Source organism: Reichenbachiella carrageenanivorans, assembly GCF_025639805.1.
In the GTDB taxonomy this organism is placed as follows: domain Bacteria; phylum Bacteroidota; class Bacteroidia; order Cytophagales; family Cyclobacteriaceae; genus Reichenbachiella; species Reichenbachiella carrageenanivorans.
In genome coordinates this window covers 2306066-2322500 of record NZ_CP106735.1, presented here as the reverse complement: position 1 = coordinate 2322500, position 16435 = coordinate 2306066, and the positions used below count along the sequence as shown (strand labels likewise).

Here is a 16435-nt window from a genome sequence, read left to right as displayed (position 1 = left end):
ACGCCTCTACCTGAAAGTGTAAAGAATTGCTAAGGTTTTCTGATCCAAAAATATCATCCATACTTGCTGTTGAGAAAGAATTATAATCCTTGTAGGCTACTTTGATGGCTGGTATTTGATCAGACGAACATTGACGTCCACGTACTGGATACTGCTCCCCAAAATTGTGGTAACTCAGTACAATATCATGTTTTTGATTACCATCAAAATCGGAGACATATAGATCAAAGGTTTCATCAGGCTTGGCTTGATATTTATAGTTTGTACCCAAGTTACCAAAAATATAATCCATATCACCATCTTGGTCTAAATCCCCCTGTTCTACGCTAAACCACCAACCCAACATATTTTGATCAAAGTATTCTGTGGTTTGATTGGAAAATTGTCCTTCTGAATTAATGAATACCGTAATGGGCATCCACTCACCTACTACGAGTAAGTCTATGAGGCCATCTTTATTGAAATCTGTCCATAAGCCATCTGTAACCATGCCTATAGTTGACAGTTCTGGTGCCACCTGAGATGTAGCATTTTCAAATTTCAACTCGCCCAGTTCAGATTTATTTTCGAGCAAATAAGTTTCGCCTGCATAGGGATAATTGCGCGGGTCTAACCTACCACCAACAAAGAGATCTAAATCGCCATCTTGATCATAATCGAATGGCCGTACACAAGAACCACTAGCTTCTATGGTAGGTAGTGCTTTATTGGCTTTTCTGAAACTACCCTGATCATTGATAAACAAGCGATCTTGGTAGCTAGCACTCCCCTTTTCGAATTCATTTCCTCCACTTACTATATATAGATCAAGATCTTGATCATTATCTACATCGAAGAGCATGGCATCCAAGTCTTCATATATCTGGTCTGCTTCAGATTGAAAATCCAAAGACTCAAAACCACCTCCTAACTGCTGAAGGTAAAACCTACCATTGGTCCCAGACGCCGCTCCAGCATAAAAGTCATCGAGCCCATCGCCATTGATATCTCCTACTGCTAACGCTGGTCCGAAATTGGACATTTTATGAGGCAGTAGTACTTGATGATCAAAGTCATTGAAGTGGTTTTCTTCATGCCTTGCAGAATCCTTAATGAGATCCGATCTATCAACTAGCAAGGTGTTGCTCTTTTGCGTTGCTCTATATGTCACAGCCCCCTGATTACTCACATCGATCTCTAGTGATTGGTTGGCCTCAATTCTATACATTTTATTAATGATTTGATCTGCTCTGATAACAAGTAAAGAATCAACACTCATGGAACTCCCTAATCCAAAATGTAAAATTGGCTCAGTCGACGACTGAAAACCGCGTGTGGGCTGTAACTGACTCACTTGGTGCTCTCCATTCGTATAGATGTGCACCTCGGCACCTATACTTCGAGTGTTTCCAAAAGCGGACTGAAGAGCTACTCTGAGGTAATTGCTTTTGCCGAGCGCGGATGCATTATTTTTAAAGATGACAGATTCGCTATCAATATTGCTAATCACTAGATCGAGATCTCCATCATTGTCTAAGTCCCCATAGGCGGCGCCGGTAGAGAAACCTAAGTATTTCATTCCCCAAGACTCGTTCTGCTTTTCAAAACCTTGTCCTTTTATATTTTTAAATATGAAATTGTCGATGGGTTCGGAAGGGATGCTGTCTGATAATTTCAATAGTTCTGCATTGTTGGCTTTTTTCAAACGTTTATCAATTTTTTTGAAGTAGTCTCTATTGTTTATTTCCTTTCGGGTACCATTGGCTACAAAGAGATCCTTCCAGCCATCATTGTCAAAATCAGCAAATAGAGGAGCCCAGCTCCAATCAGTGGAAGAGACTCCAGACATCCAAGCCACATTGCTCATGATAGGCAAATCGTCTACGATCCCGCGATTAGCCTGAAGACTGTTGTACATGTATTGGTAATGAAACCCATTGTTGACCGTGCTCCAAAACAGTGCTGGGTTCATGCTCGCCATATTGGCTTTTATACGACGATTGTCAGCAGCCGACATATCCACTTGAAAGAGATCGATCAGACCATCGTTGTTGTAATCAGCAGCATCTGTACCCATGCCATAAAAGCACGTTTGTCTTGTGATGTCTTTAAGCCGATCAGAGAAGGTGCCGTCTCCATTATTGATATAGAAATAGTCTGGGGTACTGAAATCATTGGATACGTAGATATCCTCCCAACCGTCTTGATTAAAATCAACTACGGCTGCGCTGAGCGACAACCCAAAAGCTAATAGTCCTGATTCTTCAGTCACGTCGGAGAAATTTCCTGATCCATCATTTCTATATAGATGATCGCTCTTTTCTGAGGAGACATGGTTCATATAATGTCTGTAATCGATATTAGAAGTAGTGAAGCTAGTGATGGGATAGTTGGCCACAAACAAATCTAGATCTCCATCATGATCGTAATCGAAGAAGGAGCTTTGCACGGAATTGCCAGCATCGGCCAAACCGTATGCTTCTGCTGATTCTGTAAAGGTGAGGTCTCCATTATTAATGTAGAGTTCATTAGAGCGGGGCATACCCTGACCTGACACACTGAGGTAAATATCCAAATAGCCATCCGCATTGATATCTGCTACCGACACCCCTGTGTACCATTTGGTTAGAAGTCCGGACGTACCAGAAGACTTCGAAATATCTTTAAATTTTAAATCGCCTTGATTTTGATACAGTTTGTTTTCAACCATATTTCCAGTAAAAAAAAGGTCTTGTAAACCGTCGTTGTCGAAATCTGCAATGGCAACCCCTCCGCCCATATATAGGTAGGGGTAGGTGAAATAATTGAGGCTGTCTGACTCAACTATAGTATTGGTAAAGGAAAGCCCTGTAAGTTCTGGTTTCAATAATTCGAATTGCGGTGGAATATGATCCTCTTTGGGCGTACATGCTCCGATCAAACAAACTACTAACAGAAATTTCAAGTATACTTTCATATTCATTCAATTGTATTCTATTACTGAAAAAATTAAAAGATGAGTCGGCGAACCAACTCATCTTTATCTAATTCATACTTATGATATAGTCTATTTCCAATTGTCATTTTGGGTCAAGACACCGTTACTCAAGTCAATAGCTCTAATCGGAATTGGTAAGTAATTGTGCTTATCACTTACAGATACAGATCCAAATCTTGCATTTCCGAAAATTCGGTCTTCGTCTACTAGCCATGCATTCATAATGCTAGGTGCTTCGCCATATCTACGAATATCATAGTACCTATGACCTTCCATGCCGAGTTCAAGTCTTCTCTCTAGTCTCATGGCTTTTCGTGCATAAGCTTGTCCTTGAGCTGTAAATGTTCCATCTGGATAAGGCTCTATCACGTAATTGGCTGCATTATTGGCCGTAAATTCACCATTAACATCCAGTTCTTTTACATAAGTCATGTTCTTGGCTCTATTTCTCACCTCGTTTACATAACCTTCGGCGATAGCTAATGAACCTCCTTCTATTTCAGCCTCAGCAGCCAAAAGCAGCAAATCAGCATATCTCATGATATTATAATTCAAACCTGAAGACTGCTGTCCCCAGCTACCCGAACCTTTCGATTGATCTTCTTCTTCCTTCTTATAAGATCCTTTCTTGTGCAGGTATGGTCCTCCTGTTTCATACCCCCTTACCCATGATTGACCAGGGTTCATTCCATATCCATTGAAATCAATACCTCTACGTCCTATCGTATAATCGATCCGTGGGTCGAGGTTGCCAGCGTGTGGAGTAAATGGATCATTTTCAGAAATTCCTGCATCATTTGCAATATCATTATCCGCATAGGTATCTAGCAATGGAAGTCCACCTGCATCAGTCTGAAAAGCGTTAGCCAAATTCTGTGATGGCTGATAAAACCCACAACAAGATTCGTAAGGACCACCTCCTGGGTGAGTAAGGGTAGCACCTTGGTTGCCATTGGCATCATTGGCGACTCCTCCTACTGCAAATTCAATAGACATAATCGCTTCACTGCCATTTTTTCCAGCCCAAGTGAAATTATCTTGGAACTCAGCAGCCAAACTATATGGCCCATTGTTTATCACATCAGTGAACAAAGCAATTGCTTCCGTATATTCATGCTGCTCTAAGTGAACTTTGGCCAAAAAAGCTTTAGCTGTCCAGCTAGTCACCCTACCTGGCACAGGTTGAGTAGTGGGTAGATTATCAATTGCAAACTGGTAATCCTCTTCTATTTTATCCCAAATTGCACCTGTGTTAGGAATATTGGGGTCTAGTTGGTCTGCCTCGCTGATATAAGAAACCTGTCCCCATAGTCTTTGTAATTCAAAGTGGTAATGAGCTCTCAAAAATCTTGCTTCTGCAATTTTGGCTGAAAAGTCCTGTCCTTCTATAGATTCGGCCAAATTAATTACTGAATTGGCTCTATCCACACCTCCATAAACAGCTACCCATTTAGTAAACAAGTATGGATTGTCTGCAGTCCAATTGTACATTTGTAATCTTTGTAAGTCTGGTTGATCCACATCTGTGCTTCCTTTGTGTGCATCATCGGTAGTGACATCTAGCCACCAGCCATCAGACGATCCTTGCCACGGATCTCCCGTGATGAAGCCATCTAATAGGCCATACGCTGAAGTGAGTAGAAGATCCACTCCTTCTGCATTTTGTAATACCTCAGAATTCAATGTCCCTTTTGGGCTTTCTTTGGTAAAATCGTCATTGCAGCCATATGAGACCACAACAGATAATATTATTAGTGTTAAAATTCTTTTCATCTTAGTCTAATTTAAAAGTCTATGCTCAATCCCATGGTATATGTCTTTGCTACAGGGAAACTACCAAAATCAACTCCTAAGTTTAAATTTTGACTACCTCCTGTAGCAATCGAGCCGATTTCTGGATCAATTCCCTCATATCCAGTCAGGGTTATTAAATTGGTTCCCTGCACATAAACTCTTGCGTGCCGAAGACCAATTTTTGAAATTAAGTTTTTAGGCAATGTGTATCCTATTTGCAGGTTTTTCAATCTGACATATGATCCATCTTCTACGAAGTAACTATTAGGACTGCTTTCGCCATTGGATGCAGTAGCGGCTTCGCTAAGTGCTGGCAGGCTACCTCCTTTATTGGTCTCGCTCCATGCGTCTAACACTCTTGTACTTCTACCGCCATTTGGAAATGAAGGGAAATCAGTAAAGTATTTGGTAAAATTATAAATTTCATTTCCTTGAGATCCCGTAACGAACAACGATAAATCGAAATTCTTGTACCCTATATTAGCATTAAACCCGAAGGTGAAATCAGGATGTGGGTTGCCTATTACTTTTCTGTCTTCTCCGTCTATCACATTGTTGCCATCTACATCTGCGTATCTGAATCTACCTACACCATCATCTGGCGTTGCAAACCCTTGATCTGGTGCGCTACTCACTTCAGCTGCATCTTGGAAAATACCAATTACTTCTCTTCCATAAAAGGAAGCTAATGGATCTCCAACTGCCGTTCTAGACACGGTATTGCCTCGAAGTGACGCTCCCAAAAAACTAGTTCCTTCGGCAGCATTGATAGCTGTGATTTCATTCTTGTAAGTCGATAAATTGAATGCAAGATCATAAGTAAAATCACTTGAACTTGAGAAATTTCCATACCCAATGGCGAATTCAAGGCCTTTATTTTGCATTTCACCTACGTTCAAATATGGGGGTGTAGCTACAGAACCAGTGGCAGGTAGTGGAGGATTCAAAATCATATCTTTGGTTTTGATATCGAAATAATCTACCGTCAAAGTCAAATCATCGTTTAAAAAGCCAAAATCAACTCCAAAATCTATCTGTGAAGAAGTTTCCCAAGTCAAATCTGCGTTGCCCAAAGCAGACACTGCTGCGCCTACATCGGTACCTACCCCATCAAAAGTATAAAATGAATTTTGAGAATTCAGTGCCGATACGGTCACGTTTGGATTGGCCACAGGCAACTCTTGATTCCCCATCTCTCCATACGAACCTCTAAGTTTTAAATTTGAAATAAATGACGAACCAGATAAGAAACTTTCTTCACTTACTATCCAGCCTAAACTAAAGGCAGGGAAGACACCTGTGTTGTTTCCGTCATTGAACCTAGAAGATTTATCTCTACGTACGGTAACAGATGCTAGGTAGCGCTCTGCAAGCGCATAATTCAACTGACCAAAGACGGAAAAGATACTATTTCCTCTGATATAGGTATTTCCCTGATCGATATTTGTGTCTCCTGTCCCAGCACCCAACACAAAGAAATCTGGTGTTTCGAACATAAAATCATCTTGTGTGATTTGCGTCTGACGAGAATCACCCTGGATAGCCTCTGTACCCACCAATGCAGACAAACGGTGAGTGTCTCCTATTTCCAAATCATACTTCAAAGTATTACTCCACACCCAGCTTTTGTTGATATAATCCGTTTCTGTCAAAGTGTTTTTAGACCTTGGTTCGCTATGCTCTGGGTTCAACCACTGAAAGCTGTTGTTTTTTCCACTTTGATAGTTGATACCAATTGAACTTTTAGCTGTCAAATTTTTAAGGATGTCTATTTCTAAGTAGGCATCTCCAAAAAATCTAATCGATCTGTTTTTGTCTTCGCCAGTAGCTGCTCTACCCATATCTGCCACAGGGTTTGTAGCATTTCCGAGTTCTGCTGTATTGCTAAAAGCACCAGCATAATTACCACCTTCGTCGTATGCAGGCAAAATCGGACTGCTACGATAAGCTGAAGAAATAGGGTTATTGTCATTAAACTGACCTACCATAGCTTTCTGTTCGCTATATGCCAAATTAAAATGCTGACCCACTCTTACTCTTTCGCTTAGATTGAAATCGGTATTCACCCTAGTGGTATATCTATCCAACCCAGTTCCAGACAAAATACCTTCTCTATTGAAGTATCCTAATGACATCATGTATCTGCCAGCCTCTGAGCCGCCAGCAGCCGATAGGTAATAATTCTGAATTAATGCTGGATCAAAGATTTCATCAAACCAATCCGTGCCATCACTAGACTTTGTCAGCCTATTGGTATCAAAATCATAAGGTTGATTTGGATCACCAATAATGTAATCAGCTACAGTAGGGTTGGCTCCTGCTGAGAAATGAGCATGTCCAGGAGTAGCTATACCATCATTCAATTCCGTTTCGTAGATCAATTGCCCAAACTGAGCTGAGTTGATCATATCTGGCATATTGGTCGGCTGCTGCGTTCCAAAATAGCTATCAAATGTAAAAACTGGCTTACCTGTAGGCGTTCCTTTTCTAGTGGTCACCACGATGACTCCATTAGATGCACGTGCGCCATAGATAGAAGCTGCCGCAGCATCTTTCAGTACAGATACAGATTTTATGTCATTGACATTGAGATCGCTCAATGCGCTTGAACTCAACAACTGCACCCCATCAATCACATACAACGGGTCGTTATTGCCTGTAGAACCGTATCCTCTAATTCTAACGATCGGAGCATCACCTGGCTGAGATGCTGTAACTACTGTCACACCCGCCACTCTACCTTGCAACAATTCAGACGCATTACTCACAGGAACTTTCAGTGCTTCTTGCGTGTCTAAGGTCGCAACAGAACTTGAAATGGTCTTCTTAGATTGAGAAGAGTATCCCACTACAACCACTTCTTCCAAAGCAGTTACGTCATCTTCCATACTAAGATCTAATACTGATCTTCCTCCTAATACTAATTCTTCGGTCTTCATCCCTATAAAAGAAAAGACCAATGTTCCATCTGCTGGCACAGATGCTAAACTGTAATTACCTTCAATATTAGTAACAGTACCATTGTTAGTACCTTTTACTAACACGCTTACTCCTGGGAGTTCTTCTCCCGTCGTAGCAGAGGTAACCTTACCGGTTACTGCCTTGTCTTGAGCTTGAGCGCTAAAGGATATTAACGCTACAAGCATCAGAGACATTTTCATCAGACTGCGAAGTCTGATCATAGTTTGTCTAAGTTTTATCATGCCTTTCAATTTTTTTGATTTTAGTGAATAGTTTTAATAAAAATTGATACTCAAACTTCTCTATTTCAAATCCTTTCTGCGTTGGGCATTTGTCACAAAGGCGGATGGTAATTATTTCAAAACCTCATAAAACGGCTTAAACAGTGTTTTTATGAGGTTTTATCTTCTGTATCACTTGCGTATTCAGATGGATTTACTCCAAATTGTTTTTTGAAACAATCTCTAAAATACTGTAAGTCATTAAAACCTACTTGATAAGTAATCTCTGAAATGGTGAGCTGATTTTGACGGATCAACTGGGCCGCTCTTTTCAGGCGAATAGAACGTACAAATTCGTTGGCAGACTGGCCAATGAGTCCTTTCAGTTTTCTGTATAGCTGCATGCGACTGAGTCCTAGTTCGCGGCCAAGATCATCTACATAAAACTCTGAATTGGATATATTTTCCTCCACGATACGCATGGCATCTTTGATAAAACTCTCGTCTCGCGAAGCGATCTTCAAATTGGTGGGTTCTATATTAAGGGTCTTTTTATTGAGTAGATTGTTTTTGATGTGATCGTGAATATTGAGCACGTTTCTCACCCTTAGTGCCAACAGTTTAGGGTTGAAGGGTTTGGTAATGTAGTAATCCGCTCCTTTTTCGAATCCTTCCAACGCACTGTCATTCGACGCCTTGGCAGTGAGCAATATCACTGGGATATGACTGGTCTTCATGTCTTCCTTCACTTTCTTGCACACCTCAAACCCATCTAACCCAGGCATCATGATATCGGAAATGATCAAATCAGGTATCCGCTCTAGTGCCAGCTCAGACCCGTCCATCCCATTGTCCGACTCTATGATTCGATAATCAGGCTCCAAGATTTGTTTGATATATCCACGAATGTCGTTGTTGTCTTCTATAACTAATACTAATGGCTGTTTTTCCTGATCTTCTAGGCTCTCTAGACTTTCAGTCAATGGCTGTGCGTTGGCCTGCTGGTCTGATTTGAACAGCTCCTGATTTTCATATTTGAACTCCCCGTCTGTACTAGAAAAGTCTTCTGGATTGAGATGCTCTGTGCCTTTTTTGAGATGGACAATAAAAACAGAACCTTCATTTTCCTTGCTCTCCAGGTCTATTTCACCTCTATGCAACTCTACTAGCTCCTTAGTGAGCGACAATCCAATACCTGTTCCTTTACTTTTCTTATTTTTAGCATCTCGCACTCTGTAGTATCTATTGAAAATGTATTCCATCTCATCTTCTGGAATACCTATTCCATCGTCTTTTACCACAAGTGTCACGCGATCTTTACCCTCTACCAGTTCAAATGCTACATGGCCAAATTCGGGCGTGTACTTAAAGGCGTTGGACAGTAGATTTACTACTATTTTTTCGAGCTTTTCTCGGTCAAAGAAGACGAGAATCTCTCCTTTAGGCACACTTACCTTATAACTTATATTTTTCCTTGCGGCAAAGGATGAAAAAGAATGAATAACTGGTTTCAAAAATTTACAAACATCTTGTTCCACGGCCTCTAATCTCATTTTGCCCGACTCTAATTTGGAAAGCTCCAAGAGTTGGTTGATTAGGTTGAGTAAGCTCTCGGCATTTCGAATCATCATACTCACTTGCTCTTTGATACTGCTAAACTCTACGTTGTCATACATGGCTTTGAGTGGGCCGAGGATGAGCGTAAGCGGCGACCTAAATTCGTGAGAGATATTAGCAAAGAAACTCGATTTCATTTCGTCTAATTCCTGCATTTTGGAGAGCTCCATATGCTCTACCTGAAGCTGAGTCTGTAGCCGCTCTCTATTCACGATGGTCTGGATACCCCACACCAACAGCCCAGTAATGATGACGATATACAAGGAATAGGCCCAATAGGTATTGTACCATGCAGGTGAAATAATGATTTCTACAGCCGCTTCATGGCTACTCCACAGCCCATCGTTGTTGGTACCTTTTACTTTGAAAATGTAGTAACCAGGAGGCACGTTGGTATAATACGCTTCTCTACGATTACCTACTTTTTGCCACCCATCGTCATGATTGACTAGCTGAAAGGCATATTCATTTTTTGAGGTTTGCGAAAAGCTAAGTACAGCAAATTCGAAACTAAAATCATTCTGATCGTAATTGAGCTTGATTTTCTTGGTCTTTCTAATGTTTTTTTTGAGTGGTGAGGCTGGCCCTACTTTGACCGACTGATTGTACAATCTAAAATCGCTGAAGAATACTTTGGGTTCATACGTGTTTTTTTTGATCTCATCGGGTCTAAATATATTGAACCCATCGATTCCTCCAAACAATATTTCTCCGCTACTCAGCGTATAACTAGAATTTTTAAAAAACTCCATGCCCTGCAAACCGTCGGATTTGGTGTAGTTTTGAACCTCTCCTGATTGTGGGTTGTATTTAGACAAACCTCGATTTGAACTCACCCAAAGATTTTTTTCATGATCGGCCTGTATGCCATAAATCACCTCATTGGGTAGCCCCTGCTTTTTTCCTATTTTGGTGAATTGCTCGGTAGTAATATCCAGCCGATCTAATCCAGAAAAAGTACCTACCCAAATGATTCCTTCCTCATCTTGCATCAGCGCTATGACAGAATTACTAGAGATACTTTTATCGTCTGTTTTGTCAATCATATACCTTTTAAAACTGTATTGACCATTGGTTTCAAACATCTGATTGAGCCCTCCGCCTTCTGTACCTATCCAGAGTGTACCATCCTTGTCTTCGAGTATGGCACGTACATAATCCGTACTGATGCTGTGCGGATTGTCATGGTCGTGATTAAAACCAATGAAAGACTGATCGACAGGGTCGTAAGCAAACAGCCCATCTCTGAAAGCCGTAAACCAGATCCGTCCTTTCCTATCCTCATGAATGGCAAATACATTCTCAAAACCCTTACTCGCATTGAGTGGGTGATCTAATGCAAAGGCCTCAAATTTGTCCGACCCTTTTCTTTTTAGATTGACTCCTCCGTCCCAGGTACCCACCCAAAGATTGCCCTGACTGTCTAGCAAAAGAGATAAGATGGCATCTTTAGTGATCGGATTGGTTTTGGATCGTGTAGTATACGCTTTGAACGTATTCTTTTTTACATCCCAATAATTCAGCCCTCCGCCATCGGTGCCTATCCATACATTATGATACTTGTCTTCGGCAAAGCAGCTCACAGCATTGCTGCTTAGCGAATTAGAAAAATGAGGATTGTGCTGAATGTGTTCAAATTTACTCGCATGCTCATCTATCTTGAATATCCCTTTGTTGAAAGTACCCACCCAGATGATTCCCGTATTGTCTTGATAGAGACTCCAGATCGAATTGTTTTGCAAGGAGTATTCCCTACGAGGGTCAAAAGTGTATAGAATAGATTTTCCTGTCTCTAGGCTGATCACATTCAATCCTCCATTTTCTGTTCCTACCCAAAGTTGCTTTTTATCATCTTCCAAAATAGACAAAATGACTCGATTGCCATTTTTTCCCAATTCAGAATCTAGTCGCTGGTGTTTAAATACATATCTACCACTTTCATGATATTCCAACTTATCCAATCCACCATGCGTCCCTAGCCAGATGTCGCCATCGTTGGTTTTGTAGAGCTTTCGGATAATGTTTGAAGCAATAGATTCTGGCTTATCGTCATGCTTGTATACAATAAACCGCTGACTATTGGGGTCGAATAAATTGATCCCTCCTCCCCATGTGGATATCCAGAGATTATTCATCCTGTCAAGTACAATACCCGTGATATGATTGGAAGAAATACTAAAAGGGTCGTCTAAGTTTTTCTGATAGGTTTTGATTTCACCCGTGGTTCTATTGTAATAATGCAAACCAAACTTTTCCGTTCCAAACCAGATGTTTTTGTGTTCGTCTTCCCAAAAGGCCTTGACACTGGTCTCCTTCAAATAGTCGGGCATTCCCTCCACTTTGAATCTTTCGAAGGCATCTAAGTCTTCGTTGTACAAGCAAATACCTCCACCCATAGTACCCACCCATAGTCTATTGTCTGAGTCTTCATAAACCGTACGAATATAGTCGTTGCTCAAGCTGGTAGAGTCGGATTCATCGTACTCATAGCTGGTCATATTTACTCCGTCATACCGATTCAAACCATTTCTCGTACCTATCCACAAAAAACCATTGTGATCCTGCACGATAGATGCCACTGTATTTTGCGAGAGCTCCGCCTTGATCGAAATAAATTTACTGCTCTGACTTTGAGCAAAACCAACGCAAGTGTGCCAGACGAGCACCCAGACTAGTATCCCATATTTTCTCATACCGTTCACTTTTTACTTGATGTAAATATTTCACTAAAATTTTACATCAACCCACCCTTGAAACAATTACCCCTGTTCATTGAGAGATATGCCTAGCGATGTAGGAAATAAATAAATGAGTTTTGTATCGTCACTCATCTATTAAATTTTAAACACTTAGGGTCAATGAAGCCATTTATAAAAAAACATCTCTTTTCAATACTTGCCATAGGCATTTGCTATGCCTGTACACCAATGCCGGACTCTTCATCCTCTAAAGATCAGCAAGTACTTGATCTGATGAGACAAATGACTTTAGAACAAAAGGTAGGGCAAATGACGCAAATTACCTTGGGTAAATTCCATGAAAATGGAAAGCTAGATACCAAAGCCCTGCGCCATGCAATCATTGAAAAAAATGTAGGCTCCATACTAAATACCAATGGCAGTCCGCTATCTGTAGCTCAATGGCACGAGCTGCTCACCACCATTCAGGACATAGCTACCAAAGAAACACCGTTGCAGATCCCCATCCTCTACGGAATAGATGCCATCCATGGCACATCTTATACACAAGGATCTACCTTGTTTCCCCACAATATAGGTATGGGCGCTACTCGCAATACGGATCTGGTATCGGCTAGTACCAAAATCACAGCCATGGAAGTGAGAGCGTCAGGTATCCGTTGGAATTTTGACCCCACACTCGGTATAGGTCGCCAGCCGCTATGGTCTCGATTCGAAGAGACCTTCGGAGAAGATGTATACCTCACCTCCCTGATGGGCGGCAGGGCAATCAATGCCTATGAAGAAGACGGACTAAAAAACATAACAGCTGTCGCTAGCTGCATGAAACATTTTATTGGCTATTCAGTACCACTGAGCGGCAAGGATCGTACACCTGCTTATATTCCAGATATTCAGATGAGAGAGTATTTCCTTCCTCCATTCGAAGCAGCTGTTGCCAATGGCACCTCTACCGTCATGATCAACTCGGGTGAAGTAAACGGTATTCCTGTACATGCTAGCAAATACTACCTACAAGACATCTTGCGAGGCGAATTGGGTTTCGAAGGCTTGGCCGTTTCCGACTGGGAAGACATCATCAGACTGCATATCAGACATCAAATAGCGGCTACACCTAAAGAAGCAGTAAAAATAGCAGTGAATGCAGGTATCGACATGAGCATGGTACCTATGGATTATTCCTTCTACGATTACCTAATCGAATTAGTGAACGAAGGCGAAGTAAGTCAAACCAGAATAGACGAAGCTGTATATAGAATACTCAAACTGAAATTTGACTTGGGTCTATTCGACAATGCCTACCCTGAACCTGCAGCAACAGCCAATTTTGGCAAACCCGACTACGCAGAAGTGGCTTTGAATGCCGCATTAGAATCTATCACTTTATTGAAAAATGAAAATCAAATTTTGCCTCTAGGCAAAGACACCAAAATACTACTCACGGGTCCTGGTGCTCACAATATAGGTGCACTACATGGCTCGTGGTCATACACTTGGCAGGGCGACAACGAAGCCGCTTATCATACCAGCACGCTTACACTAAAAGATGCTATGGTTGCCAAAATAGGTGAGGATCAAGTCATCAGTAATGCAACAGCCAACTACCTTGACGCCGAAAATACAAATACAGCCTTTGTGAGAAACAATGCCAATAAGGTAGACGTCATCGTGCTCGCCATAGGGGAAAAAGCCTATGCAGAGTCGCCCGGAGGCATCGACGACCTAACTTTGGCTTCTGATCAGCTAGCCTTGGTAGAAGCAGCCATAGCTACGGGCAAACCTGTAGTCCTTTTGCTCGCCCAAGGCAGACCTCGGGTGATCTCCTCTGTCGAACCTGGTGTGAAGGGTATTATGCACCTGTACAGACCTGCCAGCCAAGGTGCCAAGGCTACAATGGAAATTCTCTTCGGAGACTATAATCCCAACGGCAAGCTGCCCTTCACCTATCCTAAAAACACAGGTGACGTCATCTTATACGACCGTAAAAATTCGGAGAATTTCAAAGAATCAGAACCCGACACCTATGGTTTGGGTGGGTTTTCACCCCAGTGGTCGTTTGGTCACGGGCTCAGCTACACCACCTTCGCCTATAGCGATCTGAAACTAGACAAAACCACACTGGCTGGAGAAGACTCAATCCATATATCTGTAAACGTGAGTAACACAGGCGATCGTGACGGCCTAGTAGCAGTAGAGCTATATGTGAGTGATCTATACGCCTCGGTGACTCCAAGTGAAAAGAGATTGAAAAGATTTAAGAAAGTAGAGATCAAACAAGGAAATCATACACAAGTGGAATTTCAACTAGCTAAAAATGATCTGTCTTTCATCAATCAGAATAGCCAAAGGATAACCGAAGAAGGCGAGTTCACTGTGATGATAGGAGATCAAAAGGAAAATTTCTTTTATCAGAAATAAGACCTTAATACCGTTCACGGTGTCGTTCCGCATGGAGCGGCACCTATTTTACCGCATAATCGAAAATGCTTAATTTACAATACATAGATATAACCGTAATATGCGTATACTTTTTGTGCATATTCTTGGTGGCTATCGTTGTATCTAAAAAAAGTAAAAAAGAACAAAATTCGACGACCTACTTCCTTGGCGGAAAAGAGATGGGCTGGTTTGTAATCGGTGCTTCGCTCTTCGCTTCCAACATCGGGTCTGAGCATCTGATAGGGCTCGCAGGTACTGCTGCCAACAGCGGTGTAGCCGTAGCGCAGTTTGAGCTACTGGCAGGCATCATCCTCTTACTACTCGGTTGGGTATTTGTCCCATTTTACCTCCGAAGTGGTGTTTTTACCATGCCTGAGTTTCTAGAATTGCGCTATTCTAAAAACACCAGAGCCTATCTCTCTGTCATTTCTATTGTCGCCTATATCCTTACTAAAATATCTGTGACTATAGCCGCAGGCGGTATCATCTTTCAGGCTATGGGTATAGATTTTTGGGCAGGAGCCGTGATCATCGTAGTGATTACTGGCATATACACCACCATAGGCGGACTCAAAGCGGTCATTTACACAGATATGATTCAGATGTTTGTACTGATTGCAGGGTCTCTGGTGGTTACCATCCTGGGGATCTACCACCTAGGCGGATGGTCTGCACTCATGACCAGTGTAGACACCAGCTACCTGAGCCTCTGGAAACCCATTAGCCACCCAGATTTTCCTTGGACAGGCATCATATTTGGCGCACCTATTTTGGGTGTGTGGTACTGGTGTACTGATCAATTTATTGTACAGCGGGTTTTGGCTGCTAGCAACATTAAGCAAGCTCGCAGAGGATCCATTTTTGGAGGGTATCTCAAAATGCTGCCTTTGTTTATCTTCGTAATCCCAGGCATCATTGCTTTGGCCATGAGCCAAAACGGTGAATTAACACTCCAAAACTCCGACGATGCTTTGCCTATGCTTGTGAAAGTACTGCTCCCCTCTGGACTCAAAGGGTTAGTCTTGGCGGGTTTACTCGCCGCTTTGATGAGTTCGTTGTCTTCAGTATTCAATTCCTGCTCTACCATATTCACTTTAGACATCTACAAAAAAATAAAACCAGCATCTTCTGAAAAACACTTGGTACTGGTAGGCAGATTGGCTACAGTAGGCTTGGTAGTCTTCGGCCTACTCTGGGTACAGTTTATCGACAATATTTCCGATCAATTATTCACCTACATCCAGAGTGTGCAAGCCTATATTTCTCCTCCCATAGCGGCTGTCTTTTTGCTGGGCATCTTTTTCAAACGGCTCAATTCCAAAGGAGCCATGGCCTCTATGGTCACTGGGTTTGTATTGGGTATTGCACGATTGATCGGTGAAGTAAACAAAGTAGACCTCACGGGTGCCCTGTTCTACTTTTGCGACATCAACTTTTTGCACTTTGCCATATTCTTATTTGTGATTTGTGTGGCCGTACTCATTTTGGTGAGCCTACTTAGCGCTCGACCAGACTATGCCAAAATCGACGGAGTGACCTTCAACAAACTCTCACTTGCTGGCACCAAAAAAGACCTCATTTTGTCTGGTCTTCTTGTCGGAATACTAGTAGCTATTTGGATTTATTTTAGTTGACTTTTATAAAGGCTGTCTACTAACAGCTTTACCCCCATACGGTTCTTCAAAAAGTTCTGCCTATTTTACCAACAAAATCCCGCACACTATCTTTGATTCCAAATCTTTTAAAAA

6 protein-coding genes (1 of these 6 only partly in view) are annotated in these 16435 nt (G+C 41.8%); 2 read left to right on the top strand and 4 right to left on the bottom strand.

What is annotated here, in order from left to right; translation table 11 throughout:
* The 4 genes from N7E81_RS09260 to N7E81_RS09245 all read right to left on the bottom strand — a co-directional run.
* On the bottom strand, positions 1-2941 hold the 5' portion of the coding sequence (locus N7E81_RS09260) for an FG-GAP-like repeat-containing protein (RefSeq protein WP_263053006.1). The gene continues 365 nt to the left of window position 1, outside the view; 2941 of the gene's 3306 nt are visible here — the first part of the coding sequence; the start codon lies at positions 2939-2941; its stop codon lies off the left edge, out of view.
* An 84-nt stretch (positions 2942-3025) separates the two neighbouring features.
* On the bottom strand, positions 3026-4729 hold the full coding sequence (locus N7E81_RS09255; protein ID WP_263053005.1) for a RagB/SusD family nutrient uptake outer membrane protein: 1704 nt from the start codon (positions 4727-4729) through the stop codon (positions 3026-3028).
* Positions 4730-4740: 11 nt separating this feature from the next.
* Positions 4741-7953 carry a SusC/RagA family TonB-linked outer membrane protein gene (locus tag N7E81_RS09250; RefSeq protein ID WP_263053004.1) on the bottom strand — a complete coding sequence of 1071 codons (3213 nt, stop codon included), beginning with the start codon at positions 7951-7953 and terminating at the stop codon, positions 4741-4743.
* A gap of 149 nt (positions 7954-8102) precedes the next feature.
* Entirely contained in the window at positions 8103-12242 is a 4140-nt protein-coding gene (locus N7E81_RS09245) for a two-component regulator propeller domain-containing protein (RefSeq protein ID WP_263053003.1), read from the bottom strand.
* Positions 12243-12407: 165 nt separating this feature from the next.
* On the opposite strand from N7E81_RS09245, the gene N7E81_RS09240 reads away from it, so the two are divergent.
* Together N7E81_RS09240 and N7E81_RS09235 are read left to right on the top strand one after the other, a co-directional pair.
* Positions 12408-14666 carry a glycoside hydrolase family 3 N-terminal domain-containing protein gene (locus N7E81_RS09240; RefSeq protein ID WP_263053002.1) on the top strand — a complete coding sequence of 753 codons (2259 nt, stop codon included), beginning with the start codon at positions 12408-12410 and terminating at the stop codon, positions 14664-14666.
* A gap of 65 nt (positions 14667-14731) precedes the next feature.
* A complete protein-coding gene (locus N7E81_RS09235; RefSeq protein WP_263053001.1) occupies positions 14732-16321 on the top strand; it encodes a sodium:solute symporter in 1590 nt (529 codons plus the stop codon).
* Positions 16322-16435 lie beyond the last annotated feature (114 nt).

What these genes read in the sequence shown, in the direction of transcription:
- N7E81_RS09255 (WP_263053005.1), bottom strand. Translation starts at nt 4,729, where the DNA reads ATGAAAAGAATTTTAACACTAATAATATTATCTGTTGTGGTCTCATAT.
- N7E81_RS09250 (WP_263053004.1), bottom strand. Translation starts at nt 7,953, where the DNA reads ATGATAAAACTTAGACAAACTATGATCAGACTTCGCAGTCTGATGAAA.
- N7E81_RS09245 (WP_263053003.1), bottom strand. Translation starts at nt 12,242, where the DNA reads ATGAGAAAATATGGGATACTAGTCTGGGTGCTCGTCTGGCACACTTGC.
- N7E81_RS09240 (WP_263053002.1), top strand. Translation starts at nt 12,408, where the DNA reads ATGAAGCCATTTATAAAAAAACATCTCTTTTCAATACTTGCCATAGGC.
- N7E81_RS09235 (WP_263053001.1), top strand. Translation starts at nt 14,732, where the DNA reads ATGCTTAATTTACAATACATAGATATAACCGTAATATGCGTATACTTT.